This window comes from Streptomyces sp. NBC_01166 (assembly GCF_045039765.1).
In the GTDB taxonomy this organism is placed as follows: Bacteria; Actinomycetota; Actinomycetes; order Streptomycetales; family Streptomycetaceae; genus Streptomyces.
On record NZ_CP108613.1, the window covers coordinates 4,466,674 to 4,482,860 of the forward strand.

The 16,187-nt window shown below is 69.0% G+C and carries 18 protein-coding genes, 1 tRNA gene and 1 other RNA gene; 17 read left to right on the forward strand and 3 right to left on the reverse strand.

Going from position 1 to position 16,187, the window contains the following annotated elements:
- Positions 1-189 precede the first annotated feature (189 nt).
- Positions 190-546, forward strand: coding sequence for a GntR family transcriptional regulator (locus OG379_RS20460; protein ID WP_405668589.1), 357 nt, complete (start codon positions 190-192; stop codon positions 544-546).
- On the forward strand, positions 546-1,115 hold the full coding sequence (locus OG379_RS20465) for an HD domain-containing protein (RefSeq protein ID WP_405664627.1): 570 nt from the start codon (positions 546-548) through the stop codon (positions 1,113-1,115). Before OG379_RS20460 ends, OG379_RS20465 begins: the two co-directional genes overlap by 1 nt.
- On the opposite strand, the gene OG379_RS20470 is transcribed toward OG379_RS20465, so the two are convergent.
- Positions 1,103-1,576: an NUDIX hydrolase gene (locus tag OG379_RS20470; RefSeq protein WP_405664628.1), complete on the reverse strand. Its 474-nt coding sequence runs from the start codon at positions 1,574-1,576 to the stop codon at positions 1,103-1,105. The two genes, OG379_RS20465 and OG379_RS20470, sit on opposite strands and share 13 nt — an antisense overlap.
- A 3-nt stretch (positions 1,577-1,579) precedes the next feature.
- On the reverse strand, positions 1,580-2,338 hold the full coding sequence (locus OG379_RS20475) for a helix-turn-helix domain-containing protein (protein ID WP_405664629.1): 759 nt from the start codon (positions 2,336-2,338) through the stop codon (positions 1,580-1,582).
- Positions 2,339-3,006: 668 nt separating this feature from the next.
- Here OG379_RS20475 and OG379_RS20480 point away from each other — a divergent pair.
- The 13 genes from OG379_RS20480 (at position 3,007) to OG379_RS20540 (ending at position 13,431) form a co-directional block, all read left to right on the forward strand.
- Positions 3,007-3,303, forward strand: coding sequence for a hypothetical protein (locus OG379_RS20480; protein WP_405664630.1), 297 nt, complete (start codon positions 3,007-3,009; stop codon positions 3,301-3,303).
- A complete protein-coding gene (locus OG379_RS20485; RefSeq protein ID WP_405664631.1) occupies positions 3,300-4,322 on the forward strand; it encodes a DUF2637 domain-containing protein in 1,023 nt (340 codons plus the stop codon). The genes OG379_RS20480 and OG379_RS20485 overlap by 4 nt, the downstream gene beginning before the upstream one ends.
- Complete coding sequence (locus OG379_RS20490; RefSeq protein WP_405664632.1) at positions 4,319-4,963, forward strand: GGDEF domain-containing protein; 645 nt, start codon at positions 4,319-4,321, stop codon at positions 4,961-4,963. Before OG379_RS20485 ends, OG379_RS20490 begins: the two co-directional genes overlap by 4 nt.
- A complete protein-coding gene (locus OG379_RS20495) occupies positions 4,963-5,349 on the forward strand; it encodes an RRQRL motif-containing zinc-binding protein (RefSeq protein WP_405664633.1) in 387 nt (128 codons plus the stop codon). The genes OG379_RS20490 and OG379_RS20495 overlap by 1 nt, the downstream gene beginning before the upstream one ends.
- A 141-nt stretch (positions 5,350-5,490) precedes the next feature.
- Positions 5,491-7,713 (forward strand): cell division protein FtsK, encoded by a 2,223-nt coding sequence (locus tag OG379_RS20500; protein WP_405664634.1) that lies wholly within the window; start codon positions 5,491-5,493, stop codon positions 7,711-7,713.
- 139 nt (positions 7,714-7,852) lie between these two features.
- Positions 7,853-8,104, forward strand: a complete 252-nt coding sequence (locus OG379_RS20505) for a hypothetical protein (RefSeq protein ID WP_362450908.1) — start codon at positions 7,853-7,855, stop codon at positions 8,102-8,104.
- 154 nt (positions 8,105-8,258) lie between these two features.
- On the forward strand, positions 8,259-8,447 hold the full coding sequence (locus tag OG379_RS20510; protein ID WP_362450911.1) for a hypothetical protein: 189 nt from the start codon (positions 8,259-8,261) through the stop codon (positions 8,445-8,447).
- An 11-nt stretch (positions 8,448-8,458) separates the two neighbouring features.
- A complete protein-coding gene (locus tag OG379_RS20515) occupies positions 8,459-9,067 on the forward strand; it encodes a hypothetical protein (RefSeq protein ID WP_405664635.1) in 609 nt (202 codons plus the stop codon).
- A gap of 1 nt (position 9,068) precedes the next feature.
- Positions 9,069-9,392, forward strand: coding sequence for a hypothetical protein (locus OG379_RS20520; RefSeq protein ID WP_405664636.1), 324 nt, complete (start codon positions 9,069-9,071; stop codon positions 9,390-9,392).
- An 85-nt stretch (positions 9,393-9,477) separates the two neighbouring features.
- The gene (locus OG379_RS20525) at positions 9,478-10,404 is read left to right on the forward strand and encodes a bifunctional DNA primase/polymerase (protein WP_405664637.1); all 927 of its coding nucleotides are present in this window, start codon (positions 9,478-9,480) and stop codon (positions 10,402-10,404) included.
- Positions 10,401-11,795 (forward strand): phage/plasmid primase, P4 family, encoded by a 1,395-nt coding sequence (locus OG379_RS20530; RefSeq protein ID WP_405664638.1) that lies wholly within the window; start codon positions 10,401-10,403, stop codon positions 11,793-11,795. The genes OG379_RS20525 and OG379_RS20530 overlap by 4 nt, the downstream gene beginning before the upstream one ends.
- A gap of 121 nt (positions 11,796-11,916) precedes the next feature.
- Positions 11,917-12,162 (forward strand): helix-turn-helix domain-containing protein, encoded by a 246-nt coding sequence (locus tag OG379_RS20535; protein ID WP_405668591.1) that lies wholly within the window; start codon positions 11,917-11,919, stop codon positions 12,160-12,162.
- Between the two features lie 9 nt (positions 12,163-12,171).
- The gene (locus tag OG379_RS20540) at positions 12,172-13,431 is read left to right on the forward strand and encodes a tyrosine-type recombinase/integrase (protein ID WP_405664639.1); all 1,260 of its coding nucleotides are present in this window, start codon (positions 12,172-12,174) and stop codon (positions 13,429-13,431) included.
- Between the two features lie 80 nt (positions 13,432-13,511).
- Here the strand turns inward: OG379_RS20540 and OG379_RS20545 are convergent.
- Positions 13,512-13,599 (reverse strand) — tRNA-Ser (locus OG379_RS20545).
- A 132-nt stretch (positions 13,600-13,731) separates the two neighbouring features.
- On the opposite strand from OG379_RS20545, the gene ffs reads away from it, so the two are divergent.
- An RNA gene (ffs, locus tag OG379_RS20550) (signal recognition particle sRNA small type) lies at positions 13,732-13,828 on the forward strand.
- Positions 13,829-13,907: 79 nt separating this feature from the next.
- Positions 13,908-16,160, forward strand: coding sequence for a DNA polymerase III subunit gamma and tau (locus OG379_RS20555; protein ID WP_405664640.1), 2,253 nt, complete (start codon positions 13,908-13,910; stop codon positions 16,158-16,160).
- Positions 16,161-16,187: the final 27 nt, after the last annotated feature.

Sequence of the window (16,187 nt, forward strand, 5' to 3'; positions counted from 1 at the left end):
TCGCTAAGGGGCACAGTGCGGCTGTTGCGGACGAGCGGTAGGTCTCACCTAAGTGCCACGAAAAGATGGGAACAGAGTGTGGCTCAGAAGACCAACCCGCGGGGCACCTTCCTGAAAATTGCGAATGTAGTTAAGGCGCAGATTCAGGCCGATGATGAAATGCTTGAGCTACCGTCGGCTACGGAAGTGATGCGAGACCACGGAGTGTCTCGCGGCGTTGCCCTACGAGTCTTCGCAGTCCTCCAGAAGGAAGGGATTGCAGCGCCGGTGCCTGGTGGGCGGTGGAGGGTCGTTCGGCCTGGCCGAGATCTTCACCGCCGTCCCTTGGTTGAGCGCTTGGCGGACGTCATTACGGATGACCACCTTGTGGTGGGGGCAGCCTTCCCCAGTACTGCAGAGCTCAGCTCCCGGTTCGCGGTCTCGCGACCAACCGTGAGTAAGGCTCTCGACAAGCTTGAAGCTGCCGGCTTGCTGTCTGAGGCCCGGCAAGGCAAGCAGCGCACAGTCCGGGCGCTGCCGAAGCGAACGGAGTCTCCGGAGTCTTGATGACCACGGGATTGACCGCGTGGGCCTACCCCCTCGCCGAGAAGCTGCTTGCCGAGCCGTTGCCGCGTCGGTGGGCTCATTGCCAGGGTGTGGCCGAGCGGGCCCGAACCCTGGCCCCGATCCTCGGGGACGATGCCGAGCTGCTGGAGGCCGCGGCCGTCCTGCATGACATCGGGTACACGCCGGACCTGGCCAAGACCGGGTTTCACCCGCTCGACGGCGCCCGGTACCTCCGGGACGTCGCGCATGCGGACGAGCGCATCGTGCGCCTGGTTGCTCACCACTCCTGCGCGTGGATGGAAGCCGAGGCTCGCGGGATGCGCGACGAGCTGGAAGCCGAGTTCCCGCGCGAGCACCCAGACCTTGCCGACGCGCTCTGCTACTGCGACATGAACACGACCCCAGACGGGACCTCGACGAACCCCGTGGACCGGGTGAACGAGATCACCGGCCGATATGGGCCTGACAGCCTCATCGGTACGTTCATCCGTCGTGCCGAACCGGAGATCCTTGCCTGTACTGCGCGGGTCGTGCTGCGGCTCGCAGAGGTCAAGCGTCAGCCGATGTAGGGCGCCGGCCGCGTCTTGTCCATGGCGTGCTCGATACGTAGCCGCATGGTCGGGTGGATGTCGTACGCGGACAGGTCCGTTGGGGGAACCCAGCGGACCTGAGTTGTTTCGTCGCTCGTTCGGAGGTCACCACCGACGGGGCGAGCGCGGAAGCAGATGCTGAACTGCTGCCGTGCCTCTCCGTCGTCGTAGAGCATCACGTGCCCGGGGTCGGTGTAGATCCCGGAAATGCCTATGACTTCGGCATTGATGCCGGTCTCTTCCCAGACCTCTCGCACCACGGTGTCGCTGATGGACTCGCCCACGTCGTGGCCGCCACCGGGGAGCGCCCAACGCCCGTTATCCGAACGCTGGATGAGCAGGACTGCACCTTCGTCGTTCTGCACGAACGCCACGACGGAGGGCACCACCGAGTTGGCCGGCGGGGCGTCCGGGGCGTGGAGGTAGTCAATGCGTCCCATGTTTCAGGCTCCCACCATGTCGTCGTCGGTGACCGGGCGTGCGCTACCCCAGGTCTGTTCGATGCTACGGGCGTAGGTGTCGAAGAGGCCGCCGCCAGGCAGTCGGCGCAGGTGCAGGACGGGGGCCATGTAGGCGCCGATTCCGTAGACGTGCGTGTTCACGAGCATCTCGTCGTCGGATCGGAAGAGTGAGTTGTAGAGCGTGGCGTCATGGAGCCGGAAGCCGATATCTGGGTGGCTCGTGAGGAGCGGCTGGTAGTTCACCAGGGCATTGCGGATCTTGCCGTCCATGATGCGGTGCCCCTCGTCTATGCCGCGCTGCCGAACAGCGTCGCAGCCGGGGTCTCCCAGCATGATCCGCACCTGCGCGTTGCCCTCAACCTTGGCTTTCAGTAGGCCGTGGAAGAGAGGGTCCTCCGAGAGCCAGAGTCCGGAGTAGACCAGCACATCAAGGTGGCTGCGGGCCCGTGTGTACAGCTCCCGCCATAGTCCGTTCGGGACCATGTGGCGGTGCGGGTAGACCGTGACGATCTCCGCCTTGCTCAGGTCGGTAGCGCTGTCGACAGCCCTGCCGTCGTCCCACAACGTCGTGACGTCCACGGCGAGCACAGAGGCCGTCGCGTACTGATGCCGCCGGTACGGCACCTTCCCCTGTGTGATCCAGCGCTCCACCGTCTTGGCGTTCACGTCGATGGCTTCGGCCAGGTCGCGGACGGTCATGCCCTGAGCGAGCAGGGCCGAACGTAAGCGCTCGTTGGTCATCTCTACCCCCGGTGGGACGTCTTGGGACTTCTCGACGGTAGTCAGATCGACCCAAGGTGTCTACGGGAGGGGTAACCAACGCCCCTGGCCTGCACTGATGCTGATGGTGCGCCAAGAAGTTCCGGCGCAAAGCCCAGAGGTTCCGCCGATGAGCTTGACGGCAATCGATGCAATACCTGTAATAGAGGTACTGCATCACCTCGCGAGGTGATCGCAGTGAATGGCTCCACCTGCGCCCGGAGAGCCCCGTGGAACGGGTTCGAAGGAAGCGCTCGTTCCTTGAGAACTGAACAGCGTGCCAAGAACGAATGACGGGGTGGAAGTCCTCGTCCCTGTGGTGACCGGGTGATGTCACCCGGCGGCACCGACCTTCTGTGCAACGGCTCTGGAGAACACCTGAGAACACCTGAGAACACCTGGGTGCCACCCGTACGCACGCCGCCCTGCTGGCGTCAGAGCAGCGACGATGACGCACCCGATTTCCCGGGCTCGGGACCTGCTGGTCGTGGCATCGGCTGACAGGTGAAGCCCTGTGGCCCTCCGCTCGGAGGCTGATCGCTTCGCTGATCATCGCCACCGTCTGATCCCGCTGTACCCGGGGTGGTCGCCTCTCGCCAAAAGACCGCGACCGCCCCGGTTCCCGATCCCTTCGTAGTCCTGGAGTTCTCATGCGCATGTACATCGGCGGCCACCAGGTCGTCTCGGACACTGACTTCGTAGAACTGGCCCTCGGTACCCCGCTGGATCTCTGGCTGGGTGTGGAGGGTGAAAGCGAGATGGAGCGGGCGGCCCGTCTGGACGCGGCCCGCGGCATCCTCGCCGACAACCCCGACCTGCCCGACCGCGTGAGCCAGGCCGCCGCCGAGGCGATCGAGGCTCACGCCCCGGAGCTCTTCAATGTCGAGCTCCTCCCCACCCGCCGGGCGGCCGGCCGACGGCAGTACCTGGGCGGTGCGGCGGCATGACGACCACAACGCACGACGTGGTTCGGCCGGCGGTTCCGCCGCTGACCCGTCCGGAACTGGGATTGGCCGGTGTCGGTGCGCTTGCCGCAGCCGGTGTCGGTGCGCTGGGGCTGATCTCCTCGTTCGACGCGGTCTCGGCTGCGGCGGCCCGGTGGGGGTTCAGCGAAGCGTGGATGGTCCCGGTCGGCATGGACGTGTCCATCCCGGTGTTCTCCGTGGCGAACCTGCTGCTGATCCGGATGGACATGGCGCTGGCCTGGGTCCGCTTCGTCCCCTGGATCCTGACCCTGGTGACCTGCGGACTGAACATCTCCGTCGGACACGGCCTGTGGGCCAAGGTCGCGCACGGAACGATGCCGCTGCTGTGGGTGGTGTTCTCCGAGATCGGCGCCCACATCTACGCCTCCCGCATCGGCGCCGTCACCGGCCGCCGCATGGACAAGATCCGCGCCTCCCGGTGGCTGCTCGCCTTCCCCTCCACGTTCGCCCTGTGGCGCCGGATGACGCTGTGGGAGGTCACCTCCTACGCCGATGCGTTGGCCCGCGAGCGGGAACGTCTGCTCGCCCGTGCCGAGCTGCGCGAGCGGCACGGCCGTCGGTGGCGCTCGCAGACGCCCCGCAGGGAACGTGTCCTGCTCAAGCTCGGCGAGCTCAACCCCGCCACTGAGCAGGAAACGCCTGCCAAGGACTCGGTAACGGCCCCGGAGCAGGAACGCAGCGAGGAACCCAAAGCGGAGCTGAGGGTGCCTGCAAAGCCTGCTCGCCGCAACGTCAAGCCGAAGCCGAAGCCGCGGCGGACGTCGGACGAAACCCTGGCCGAGGCCAGGGAGGTCACCACGGCGTGGCCGGACGCGGCCCTTACCGCGGACGGCATCCGCATGGCGGTGCGCGTCTCTGCGGCGACCGCCCGTACGTTGCGCGACACTCTCAAGGCCGAGCGATCCGCTCTCCCGCTGCACTCCGTGGACACCGAGCAGGACAACGACGGTGACGACACGGACGGGGCGGTGGCGGCATGAACGCCCTGTTATCCGCCCTCGCTGTTGGTGGGCCGATCGCGGCTGGATGGGCGGTCCACTCGCTGTGGCTGCGCCGTTCCCTGCGTAGCGCTCGTAGGGACCCGCTCACCGGGCTGCACACACGGGACGGCTTCACCCGCCGTGCCTCCACTCTGCTCAGGGATCCGCGGGCGGTGGTGGTCCTCGCGGATGTTGACCGCTTCAAGCAGATCAACGACAACTACGGCCACGCAGCGGGGGATGCCCTGCTGCGGGCAACCGCGGACCGGCTGGCCCACTGCGTCGGCCGGGCCGGTGTCGCCGGACGGCTCGGGGGCGATGAGTTCGCTGCCGTCTTCATCGACGACCACGCCACCGTCTCAGACCTCCTCGCGGTCCTGCACGGCGTGCTTGCACGCCCCGCAGACGGTCTGGATCGGGCGGTGCACACCACGGTGTCGCTCGGCTGGGTCCGGGCTGCAGACCACCCCGGTGAGGATCTCTCTGGTCTGCTGCGGCGGGCGGATGAGGCGATGTACGCGGCAAAGCAGGGCCGGGCCGGTGTTCGCCGGGCGGGGCTCGGCAGGCTGCTCGCCACGTGGTCCGGCCGTCGTGCCGGCCGACGCGGCACCGCGCTTGCAGGACCGCGGGACGCAGCCTGATGTCCCCCACGTTCGGCAAGTGCTACGACCCCACCGGGGCGATGCACGGGATACCGACTTTCCCGTGGAAATACGCCCCCGACGGATACGCCACCCGCCGCCAGCTGCGTGCCCGCGGGCTGCGGCCCGGTGGGCAGGAGGTGGCCGCGCAGATCATGCGCCGCTCGCGCCGCCGCAAAGCCGGTATGACCGTCGCCTACCTCTACCGCATCGACAGGGCCAAGCCCGTACGGCCGATGACCCCGGGCCGTGAGATGGCGCTCGCCAAGGCGATGCTCGCCCGCCGGACCTGCCCGAAGTGCCGCGTGGATGCCGGGTACTGCCTCCCGACGTCGCTCGGCATGTGTCCCTCCTGCGCCTACCTCGACGAACAGCGCGCCGCCTGAAATCCACAAAGGATCACGCTCACAGAACTGTGAGCGTTGAGCCCTCTCACGGACGCGATCCTCGAACCACGGGCCCGACCGCTCACCTCTCACAGCGTCGGCCGGGCCCGTGTCCACTCCCTTGTCCAGGAAGGACAGTCAGTGAATCACGACGACGAAAGCGAACTCTTCAACCGACTCGAAGCCGACATGAACACCCCCACCGCACCCGACTCGGGTGGGGAAGTAGTCGACCTCGACAAGGCCCGGTCGGCCCGGACCGAGTCGGCCGACCCGCACGCCGACCGGTCGCCCGACTCGGCTCACGCGCGGTCGGGTGACGGGTTGGGCGATCTGACCACGCCGGTGATGGTCGACGGTCCGGCGGAAGTCGGGCCCGGGTTCATGGGCCGGATCATCGGCGCCAAGCGCCGGGCGATCGTCCCCGCGTGGCTGCGCTCCACCACCGAGCTGCGGACCGCGACCCGGTGGGCCGCAGGCCACTACGGCCACCTGGCCGGGTACCACGCACTGCGCTCCCCGTACTACGCCGCCCGCCTCACCTTCCAAGCCCCCGTCGGGGCGGCGAAGTTCATGGGCGGGACGATGCGGTGGGTGTCCGACCGGGAAGGGGAGCCGGTCCGCCTCGCTTCCGTCCGGCGCGAGGACGCAGCCGAGTACCTCAAGCTCTCCCGGCAGCGTGACGGCCGTGTCCGACTCCGCACCCTCGTTGCGGTGCTGGGCATGTTCGTCGGGCTCGGTTTCGCGCTCGCCATCTACATCCTTGCCCCCGGCTGGCTCCAAGCCCTCTCGGTCGGGGCTCTCCTGCTCGCGCTCGGGTCGGCCGGCACTCAGGCCGATGCACCGGTCATCACCCGCGCCGTGGAGATGACCAAGGCACCCAAGCTCACCAGTGACATCGTGCTCCGGGCCCTCGGAGCGCTGGGCATCACCGCGATCAACCAGGTGCAGAGCAAGGGCCGGGACGGGTTCACCTTCACCGCCCCCATCACCCGCGACGGCCCCGGATGGCGTGCCGAAGGGGACCTCCCCTACGGCGTGACGGTCACCGACGTCATCGAGCGCCGCGACAAGCTGGCATCCGGCCTGCGCCGCCCGCTCGGGTGTGTGTGGCCCGAAGCGGTCCCGGACGAACACACCGGGCGCCTCGTGCTCTGGGTCGGTGATCAGGACATGTCCACGGCCACGAAGCCCGCATGGCCGCTGATCAAGGGCGGATCCGTCGACCTGTTCAAGCCCGTCTCCTTCGGCACGGACCAGCGCGGCCGCTGGGTGGACATCACCCTGATGTACATCGCCGGGGTCATCGGAGCGATCCCCCGCATGGGCAAGACGTTCCTGCTCCGCCTGCTCCTGCTCATCGCCGCCCTCGACAACCGAGCCGAACTCCACACCTACGACCTCAAGGGCACCGGCGACCTCGACCCCGTGGGTGAGCGGGTCTCGCACCGCCACCGGGCCGGAGACGATGACGAGGACATTGAATACGCCCTGGCTGACCTGCGGGAACTGCGCACCGAGCTGCGGCGCCGGGCCAAGGTGATCCGGTCCCTGCCGCGGGATATCTGCCCTGAGTCGAAGGTGACATCCGAGCTGGCGAACAAGCCCAAGCTCGGGCTGCACCCGATCGTCATCGGGGTGGACGAATGCCAGGTCTGGTTCGAGCACCCCAAGCACGGAGCCGAGTTCGAAGAGATCTGCACCGACCTCGTCAAACGCGGCCCCGCCACCGGCATCGTGCTCCTGCTCGCCACCCAGCGCCCGGACGCAAAGGCCCTGCCCACCGGCATCAGCGCGAACGCGTCGGCCCGGTGGTGCCTGAAGGTCATGGGCCAGCTGGAGAACGACATGGTCCTCGGCACCTCCTCCTACAAGCGGGGGATTAGGGCCACGATGTTCAGCTGGAAGGACAAGGGCATCCACTACTTCGTCGGCGAAGGCTCCGACGCCCGGATCGTCTCCTCCGTCTACGTCGATGCGCCCACCGCTGAGGTGATCGGGCTGCGGGCCCGCCGCCTGCGCGAAGCAGCCGGAACCCTCACCGGACATGCGGCCGGAGAGTCGTTCGAGGACCGGGAGTCGTCCGGGTTCGATCTCCTCGCGGACATCCTCGCGGTGGTGCCGGCCGAAGAGCCGAAGCTGTGGTCCGAAGTCGTCGTGGCACGCCTGGCCGAACTCCGGCCGGACGTCTACGGCGGCTGGGAGCCCGAGCAGCTGGCCGCAGCCCTCAAGCCGCACGGCGTCAGCACCGGCCAGGTCTGGGGCAAGACCGAAGCCGGGAAGGGCGCCAACCGGCGCGGTATCGAGCGCTCCCACATCCTCAGCGTGATTGCGGAGCGTGACGGAAACCGGGACGCGAGCTAGCCCGGTTCGCCGCTAGACCTAGCAGCACACTCCGCTAGGTCTAGCGGCACCGCTAGCGGCACATCTACCGCTTGATCAGCGCACTAGCCTCTAGCGCCCCACCTGCGCAAACCCCCGAAACAGGCCCGGGAGGCCCTTCATGACCCCTGCCCTGCTCGCTAGCGCACTCCTCCTGCTCATCACCCTCAGTTACAGCGGTCTGTGTGCAGTCTCGCCGTTCGGAGACTGCCGCAAGTGCCGCGGCTGGGGCTTCGCGACGAAGACCGACCGCAAGGGCCGTGCCAAGCGCGGCAAGGACTGCCGCCGCTGCAAGGCCACCGGCAAACGCATCCGCATCGGCCGCCACCTCTACAACGTCGCCGCCCGCCTCCACCGCGACGGCACCCGCTAACCACGCAGGGGACCGGCGGTCACCCGCCCTGAGGCGATCCCGACCATGTCAGGCGCTCGCCAGCGTGACCGCCGATCCAAGCCCCGAACTTGCGAGCACCCGGGGCCCCGCACCCTACCCAGCACTCCCCATCAGCTTCCAAGGAGTTCCCGTCGTGGCCGTCACCGTCTCCCTCGTCCTGCTCTTCGGACTCGTCCTGTTCTTCCTCCTGCGCTCCAACACCCTCGGCTGGGGCGCCGCGTTCATCGCCGTCATGTTCGGGTTCTTCCTCGCCTCCACCGGCGCATCCGGCCCGATCAACGAACTCACCACCGCCGTCATCGACGCCATCCCCGACCTGTAGGAGGCACCGTCATGAACGAGCCCCTCATCCAACGCCACTGGGCCGCGCTCACAGCCCCCAAGGTGGCCCCCGCCATCGCCACATCCACCGTGCTGATCCTGGGCCGGATCTGGAACGCCAACGGCGCAGAACACTCCGCAGGCAACGCCGCCCTGATGGTCGTCCTCGCCACCGGAGCAGCAACGGCCGGCGCCTTCGCTTCGGCCGGACGCGCTGGGGACTCCGTCATCGCCGGAACCGCGTTCGCCACCTCCGGAGGACTCGCCCTCGCAGGCGTCGCCGGATACGCCGACGGCCTTCCCCTCCCTCTACTGCTGTGGGCCGTGGCCACCACCGCGGCGTACGGCATCGCGGCCCGCTACTGGCGCACCGACCGCCGCGACACCGTCGGCTACGAACGGCAGACCACGACCCGCCGCGAGGAACACAGTCACGTCGAACGCGTAGAGGCTCTGCGGGCCGGTGCACAGATCGAGGTCGCCCGCTCCGGCGCGGCCTACGCCGAACAGCTCGCCACCGCACTCATCACCCGCGCTGCCCTGTCCGGCTTCAACCCGCAGGCACTCACGGACTCCGGTCTGCCCGAGCTCCCCGCCACCGACACCACCAAGGAGTACTGACATGAGCACCGGCACCGGACAGTGGCCCACCCCGGACACGGCATACGCCACTGCCCCGAGCATGGTCCGTGAGATCGGATGGACCGCTCAGGCCGCCACCGGCAAGCCGTTCGGCACCCAGATGGGCCGGGAGTTCTGGCTTCGCAAGGCCGCGCTCCTGGACCGCATCGCGCTGTCCGAAGAAGCCGCGGGCCACGGCGGGGACGCCATCGCAGCGGCCGAACTCGCCGCGTCGCGGCTGATGGACCTGGACGACCCGGACGCCATCTGCGACCCGCGCCACTACGTCCGCCAGCAGTACGCCCTGTGGGCCGACGAGCAGTAGCTATGCCCGGGGCGGTCGCCTCTCGCCAAAGACCGCGACCGCCCCGGTTCCCTTGTCCCTTCGCGGAAACAGGAGAACCCCCAGCATGACACCAACCCCTGCCCCAGCGCTGCTGAGCGCCGCCCTGGCTGCTGCTGAGCGAGGCTGGCACGTCTTCCCCCTCCGGCCGGACGACAAGCGGCCCGCAGGGCACCCTGAACGCCACTGCCCCGGCACCGGCCGCTGCGCGAGTGGCCACCGCACCCCTGAGCAGCGCGCCACCACCGACCCCGGGAACATCGCCACGTGCTGGCAGACGGTCCCCTACAACGTCGGCATCGCCACCGGGCCCGCGAACCTCGTGGTCCTGGACCTCGACCTGCCCAAGGACGACACCGACACCCCACCCACCGCCTGGGCGGGAGCAGCGGACGGTCTGCACGTGTTCGCCATGCTCTGTGAGCGCGCCGGGGAACGGCTGCCGACCGAGACGTACACGGTGCGCACCCGCCGTGGCGGCCAGCACCTGTACTTCACCGCGCCTGCCGGAAAGCAGCTACGCAGTACGGCCGATGTCCTGGGCTGGAAGGTCGACACCCGGGCCTGGGGCGGGTACGTGGTGGGCGCCGGCAGCACCGTAGGTGGAGCGTCGTACGAGATCATTCACGACGCGTCTCCGGCCCCCCTCCCTGCGTGGCTCAGTGACCTGCTCACCCCCAAGCCCGCACCGGCCCCCATGCCGCTGTCTGAGCTGTCGGCCCGGATGCGCAACGCCACCGCCTACAGCACCGCTGCTCTGCGCGGGGAGCTCGAAAAGGTGCTGTCCGCCCGCGAGGGCGGTCGTAATCGTGCCGTGTACTTCGCGGCCTACGCCCTTGCCCGGATGATCCGGAGTGGTGACCTCACCGAGGCCGCCGTCAGCAGCGAACTGATGAGTGCCGGGCAGTCGATCGGCCTGCCTGCCGGAGAGTGCCGCACCGCGATCCGGTCCGGATTCGTCCGGGGCGGCGGGCTGGAGGTGAGTGCGGCATGACCGGCCGGGAGGAACTGCCCGTGCCGTCCAATCCGATGGCCGTGGCGCGCCGTCTGCTCCCGAGCTGGCAGAACGAGAACCAGCGGCTTGTGTGCCGTCGCTGGCGCGGATCGTGGATGCGCTGGACCGGTACCTGCTGGCGTGAGTTGGACGATCAGCAGATGCGGTCCTCGCTCTACAAGCGGCTGGAGTACGCCACCTACAGCGTCCCGGGTAAGGACGGCCAGCCCGAGATCCGCGACTGGTCGCCCACGAAGCAGAAGATCAGCAACCTGCTCGATGCCCTGGGAGCCATCACGCTCCTGCCCACCGACACCGACGCTCCCTCGTGGGTCGAGCAGGACGCCGCGGGCAAGGACGGCAGTCCGATCGTGGCCTGTGAGAACGGCTTGCTTTGCATCCGGGACCGGGCCCTGCTGCCGCACACACCCGGCTTCTTCAACCTCGTCTCCGTCCCGTTCCACTACGACCCCGCCGCCACGGCGCCGACGTGGGAACGCTTCCTGCGGCAGATCTGGCCCGACGACCAAGCCGCCCTGGACGCGCTGCAGGAATGGTTCGGCTACGTTCTCTCCGGCCGCACCGACCAACAGAAGATCCTGCTCATCAAGGGGCCCTCCCGCTCGGGTAAAGGCACCATCGCCCGGGTCCTCAAGGAACTGGTCGGACGCGAGAATCTCGCCGGGCCGACGCTCGCCGGTCTCGGCAGCAACTTTGGTCTGTCCACGCTGCTCGGCAAGCCGCTCGCCGTCATCTCCGACGCCCGTCTGTCCGGCAAGGACGGCGGGCAGGTCGTCGAACGGCTGCTCACCATCTCCGGTGAGGACACGATCGACATCGATCGCAAATTCCGCGACCCGTGGACCGGCAAGCTGCCCACGCGGCTGATGATCCTCACCAACGAGCTGCCGAGCTTCGGGGACTCCTCCGGGGTCATCGCCCGCCGGTTCATCGTGCTCAACATGACCGTGTCCTGGCTCGGCAAGGAAGACACGGCCCTCACCGACAAGCTAGCCGCCGAGATGCCCGGGATTCTCAACTGGGCTCTGGAAGGGCTGGCACGCCTCCAGCGCATTGGCCGGATCACGGACCCGCCTTCCTCACAGGAAGCGGTCATCACGATGCAGGACACCGCCTCGCCGACAAGCGCGTTCATTCGGGAGCGCTGCACCGTCGGCGCCGCCTGTGAGGTTCCGGTCGACACCCTATGGGCGGTCTGGCGCGAGTGGGCCGAGGACAACGGTGTACGGGCCGTCGGGACCAAGCAGATGTTCGGACGGAATCTGCTCTCCGTCGTCCCGCAGCTGCACCGGGCCCGCCCCCGCGACGCGTACGGCCGGCAGGTGCCCACGTACACCGGCATCACCCTCACGCCGCCCGATCCGCGATAGCCCGTGTCGCGACTCAAGCGACTCACGCCGCCCCGGAATGGCCTCTGAGTCGCTTGAGTCGCGACACACAGCAATGCGGACTCCACACACACCAGCTCGCGTGACCGCACTGAGGAGTGCCATGTCCCGGCTCGAATTGCTGAAGAACGACGAGAACCCGCAGGACCTCGATCTCACCCTCCTCGCCGTGACGGTCGAGGAAGCCGCACGCCGCCTGAGCATCGGCAGGACCACGATGTACGGCCTGATCCGTGACGGAGCTATCCAGACGGTTCCGTTCGGCCGTAGTCGGCGAGTCCCCGTTCAGGCGCTCATCGACTACCTGAACCAGCACATGCAGACCAGCATCAACCACGCCGCGGCGTAAGGAGCAGCAATGGCCAAGAGGCCCAAGCGCCCGGACGGGGCGTCATCCATCTATCTCGGCAGCGACGGCTACTGGCACGGACGAGTGACCGTCGGCATCCGTGACGACGGCAAGCCGGACCGGCGACACGTCATGAGCAAGGTCAGCGAAGGGGAGGTGATCAAGAAGGTCCGCGCGCTGGAGAAGCAACGGGACGAAGGCAAGGTACGGAAGCCCGGACGTGCGTGGACCGTCAAGGCGTGGCTGCTGCACTGGGTGGAAGAGATCGCCAAGCCCTCGGTGCGGGAGAACACGTACGCCGGTTACGAGGTGGCCGTGCGGGTTCACCTCGTGCCGGGCGTCGGGGCTCACCGGCTGGACAAGCTGGAGCCCGAACACCTGGAACGCTTCTACAGCCGAATGCTGGCCAACGACAGCAAGCCCGCCACCGCGCACCAGGCGCACCGGACGATCCGTACCGCGTTGAATCACGCGATGCGCCGCGGCCACGTCACACGGAACGTCGCCACCCTCGCGGTCCCGCCGAGGATCGAGGAAGAGGAGGTGGAGCCGTACGACATCGAAGAGGTGCAGCGCCTGCTCTCGGAGGCCGCCAAGCTCCGGAACAGCGCTCGCTGGTCCATCGCGCTCGCTCTGGGACTCCGGCAGGGGGAAGCGCTCGGGCTCCGGTGGGCAGACCTCGATACGAGCAGCGGAGTCCTGCGCGTCAGGAAGAACAGGCTGAGGCCGAAGTACCTCCACGGGTGCGGCGGCGACTGCGGCACGAAGCCGGGGTACTGCAAGAAGCGGGTCAGGAAGAACGAGGACACGGCAAGCACGAAGTCGCGCGCCGGCCGACGCGTCATCGGTGTCCCTGACGAACTGGTGCGGCTGCTGGAGCTCCACCGCAGAGAGCAGGCGCGCGAACGGGCGATCGCGGGGGAGGACTGGCGAGAGTCCGGGTTCGTCTTCACCTCTCCCGTAGGCGAGCCGCTGGTACCGAGCACGGACTACGACGCCTGGAAGCGGCTGCTGACAGATGCGAAGGTTCGGGACGGGCGCCTGCACGACGCCCGGCACACCGCGGCGACGGTTCTGCTCATCCTCGGTGTACCCGAGCGGGTCGTGATGCAGATCATGGGCTGGTCATCCACGGCGATGGCGGCCCGGTACCAGCACGTGACGGGCGGCATCCTCGCCGACGTCGCGCAGCGGGTCGGAGGGCTCATCTGGGAAGTGGCCAACGACGCTGACGACAGCGGCACGGAGGGCTCCGAAGAGTCTCGTTGAGACTGCAGATGAGACTACGAACGTCGAAGGGCCCCACCGCGAACGGTGGGGCCCTTCAACGTATTGCCCGGTGAGAGCAATGGCGGAGGATACGAGATTCGAACTCGTGAGGGGTTGCCCCCAACACGCTTTCCAAGCGTGCGCCCTAGGCCACTAGGCGAATCCTCCGCCGCAAACAATACAAGACGTTGGAGGGTGCTCGCGAACATCTTCCGCGGAGATCGTTCCGGAGAGCTCCCGAGGCCGACCCGGGAGGCCGGGCGGGTGGACGGCAGGGGGCTGGGATCGGTTAAGGTGGGCGTCAGCCCCTCACGTGGCGCTATCTGACTGAACTCCCCCAGGGCCGGAAGGCAGCAAGGGTAGGTTGGCTCTGGCGGGTGCGTGGGGGGCCCTTGCGTGTCCGGGGTGTGGTGTCCCGCCGGGCGCCCGGTCCGGGGCGGGGCCGGTTGTCGGTCCGCCCCGATAACCTCGTATGTGTGTCGTCCCTTGCGCTGTACCGCCGCTATCGCCCCGAGTCCTTCGCCGAGGTCATCGGTCAGGAGCATGTCACTGACCCGTTGCAGCAGGCCCTGAGGAACAACCGGGTCAATCACGCGTATCTGTTCAGCGGGCCGCGCGGCTGTGGAAAGACGACCAGTGCGCGCATCCTGGCCCGCTGTCTGAACTGCGAGCAGGGACCTACGCCGACTCCCTGCGGGGAGTGTCAGTCCTGCCAGGACCTCGCGCGCAACGGGCCGGGTTCGATCGACGTCATCGAGATCGACGCCGCATCGCACGGTGGTGTGGACGACGCCCGTGACCTGCGGGAAAAGGCGTTCTTCGGGCCCGCCTCGAGTCGGTACAAGATCTACATCATCGACGAGGCGCACATGGTCACCCCGGCAGGGTTCAACGCCCTGCTGAAGGTGGTCGAGGAGCCGCCGGAGCACCTCAAGTTCATCTTCGCGACCACCGAGCCCGAGAAGGTCATCGGCACGATCCGGTCGCGTACGCACCACTACCCCTTCCGGCTTGTGCCGCCCGGGACGCTGCGCGGCTATCTCGCGGAGGTGTGCGCCAAGGAGAACAGCTCCGTCGAGGACGGTGTGCTGCCGCTCGTGGTGCGGGCCGGCGCGGGATCCGTGCGTGACTCGATGTCCGTCATGGACCAGCTGCTGGCGTCCGCCGCCGACGACGGTGTGACATACGCCATGGCGACCTCGCTCCTCGGCTATACGGACGGGTCCCTGCTGGACTCGATCGTGGACGCCTTCGCGGCGGGCGACGGGGCGGCGGCCTTCGAGGTCGTGGACCAGGTGATCGAGGGCGGGAACGACCCCCGGCGCTTCGTCGCGGACCTGCTGGAGCGGCTGCGTGACCTGGTGATCCTGGCCGCCGTGCCGGATGCCGGGGAGAAGGGGCTCATCGACGCCCCCGCCGATGTGGTGGAGCGGATGCAGGCCCAGGCGTCCGTCTTCGGCGCCGCGGAGCTGAGCCGCGCCGCCGACCTGGTCAACGAAGGGCTCACCGAGATGCGCGGGGCGACCTCGCCCCGGCTCCAGGTGGAGCTGATCTGTGCCCGGGTGCTGCTCCCCGCCGCCTTCGACGACGAGCGTTCGCTCCAGGCGCGGCTGGACAAGCTGGAGCGCGGCGCGTCCTTCGCCGCCGCCGGGCCGGGCCCCGCCATGGGGTACGTGCCGGGGCCCGAGGCCCATGGGGCCGGTGTCGGGATGCCCGCGGGAGGCGGTCCCGCCGCAGCCCGTGCGGCCGCCCGGGGTGAGGCGCCGGGCGTTGCCCCCGCCGACGTCCCCCGGGCCGCTCCCGCGGCCGCCGAACCCGCCGCTCCTCCAATGGCACCGCAGGAAGGGCCTCCGGTCCACCAGGCCCCGGCTCAGCAGGCCCCGGCCCAGCAGCCCCCGGCCCCCGCGCCCGCCGGTCAGCGCCCCGGCGCCTGGCCCGCGGCGGCCGGAGCCGGCAGCAGCGGCAGTGCCGAAGCGGCGCGCCGTCCCGGCGGCTGGCCGACCGCCTCCACGCCCGGAAGCGGTGTACCGCAGGCCCCGGCGCCCGCCCGGGCACCCGCCGCCCCGCCCCAGGCCCCGTCGGCCCCGGCGCCCGCGCCCGGCGGCGGTCAGGACATGGCGCAGGGCGCCGCCCAGGTGCGGAACATGTGGCCGGACATCCTGGAGGCCGTGAAGAACCGCCGCCGTTTCACCTGGATCCTGCTCAGCCAGAACGCCCAGGTCACCGGCTTCGACGGCGCCACCCTGCAGATCGGCTTCCTCAACGCCGGCGCCCGCGACACCTTCTCGAGCAGCGGCAGCGAAGAGGTGCTCAAGCAGGCTCTCGCCGAGCAGTTCAACGCCAAGTGGAAGGTCGACGCGGTCGTCGACCCGTCGGGCGGCGGCGGCCAGCCCGCGCAGAGCGGTGGTGGCGGCGGCGGTGGCGGCCGGCCTCCGGCAGCCCCGTATCAGCCCCCGCCCGGGCCGCCGGCTCCGGCGTACGAGTCCCGGCCGGCCGCACCCGTCCAGCAGGCACCGCCGCCCGCCCAACAGCCCCCGGCGCAGCAGCACGGTCGCCCCGAGCAGTCCTCGTACGACCGTGGGGCCCCCGAGCCGCCGCGGTCGGTCGCGCCCGAGGACGACACCGCCGAGGCGGACGACCCCGACCTGGTCGACTCCGCGCTCTCCGGACACGACCTGATCGTCCGCGAACTGGGCGCCACGGTCGTCGAGGAGTTCACCAACGAGTAGCGGGCCCCACGGCCCGCACCCCCACGG

Excerpts from the sequence above, each read along its gene's own strand:
- OG379_RS20460 (WP_405668589.1), top strand. The coding sequence starts at position 190 with ATGCGAGACCACGGAGTGTCTCGCGGCGTTGCCCTACGAGTCTTCGCA.
- OG379_RS20465 (WP_405664627.1), top strand. The coding sequence starts at position 546 with ATGACCACGGGATTGACCGCGTGGGCCTACCCCCTCGCCGAGAAGCTG.
- OG379_RS20470 (WP_405664628.1), bottom strand. The coding sequence starts at position 1,576 with ATGGGACGCATTGACTACCTCCACGCCCCGGACGCCCCGCCGGCCAAC.
- OG379_RS20475 (WP_405664629.1), bottom strand. The coding sequence starts at position 2,338 with ATGACCAACGAGCGCTTACGTTCGGCCCTGCTCGCTCAGGGCATGACC.
- OG379_RS20480 (WP_405664630.1), top strand. The coding sequence starts at position 3,007 with ATGCGCATGTACATCGGCGGCCACCAGGTCGTCTCGGACACTGACTTC.
- OG379_RS20485 (WP_405664631.1), top strand. The coding sequence starts at position 3,300 with ATGACGACCACAACGCACGACGTGGTTCGGCCGGCGGTTCCGCCGCTG.
- OG379_RS20490 (WP_405664632.1), top strand. The coding sequence starts at position 4,319 with ATGAACGCCCTGTTATCCGCCCTCGCTGTTGGTGGGCCGATCGCGGCT.
- OG379_RS20495 (WP_405664633.1), top strand. The coding sequence starts at position 4,963 with ATGTCCCCCACGTTCGGCAAGTGCTACGACCCCACCGGGGCGATGCAC.
- OG379_RS20505 (WP_362450908.1), top strand. The coding sequence starts at position 7,853 with ATGACCCCTGCCCTGCTCGCTAGCGCACTCCTCCTGCTCATCACCCTC.
- OG379_RS20515 (WP_405664635.1), top strand. The coding sequence starts at position 8,459 with ATGAACGAGCCCCTCATCCAACGCCACTGGGCCGCGCTCACAGCCCCC.
- OG379_RS20520 (WP_405664636.1), top strand. The coding sequence starts at position 9,069 with ATGAGCACCGGCACCGGACAGTGGCCCACCCCGGACACGGCATACGCC.
- OG379_RS20525 (WP_405664637.1), top strand. The coding sequence starts at position 9,478 with ATGACACCAACCCCTGCCCCAGCGCTGCTGAGCGCCGCCCTGGCTGCT.
- OG379_RS20530 (WP_405664638.1), top strand. The coding sequence starts at position 10,401 with ATGACCGGCCGGGAGGAACTGCCCGTGCCGTCCAATCCGATGGCCGTG.
- OG379_RS20535 (WP_405668591.1), top strand. The coding sequence starts at position 11,917 with ATGTCCCGGCTCGAATTGCTGAAGAACGACGAGAACCCGCAGGACCTC.
- OG379_RS20540 (WP_405664639.1), top strand. The coding sequence starts at position 12,172 with ATGGCCAAGAGGCCCAAGCGCCCGGACGGGGCGTCATCCATCTATCTC.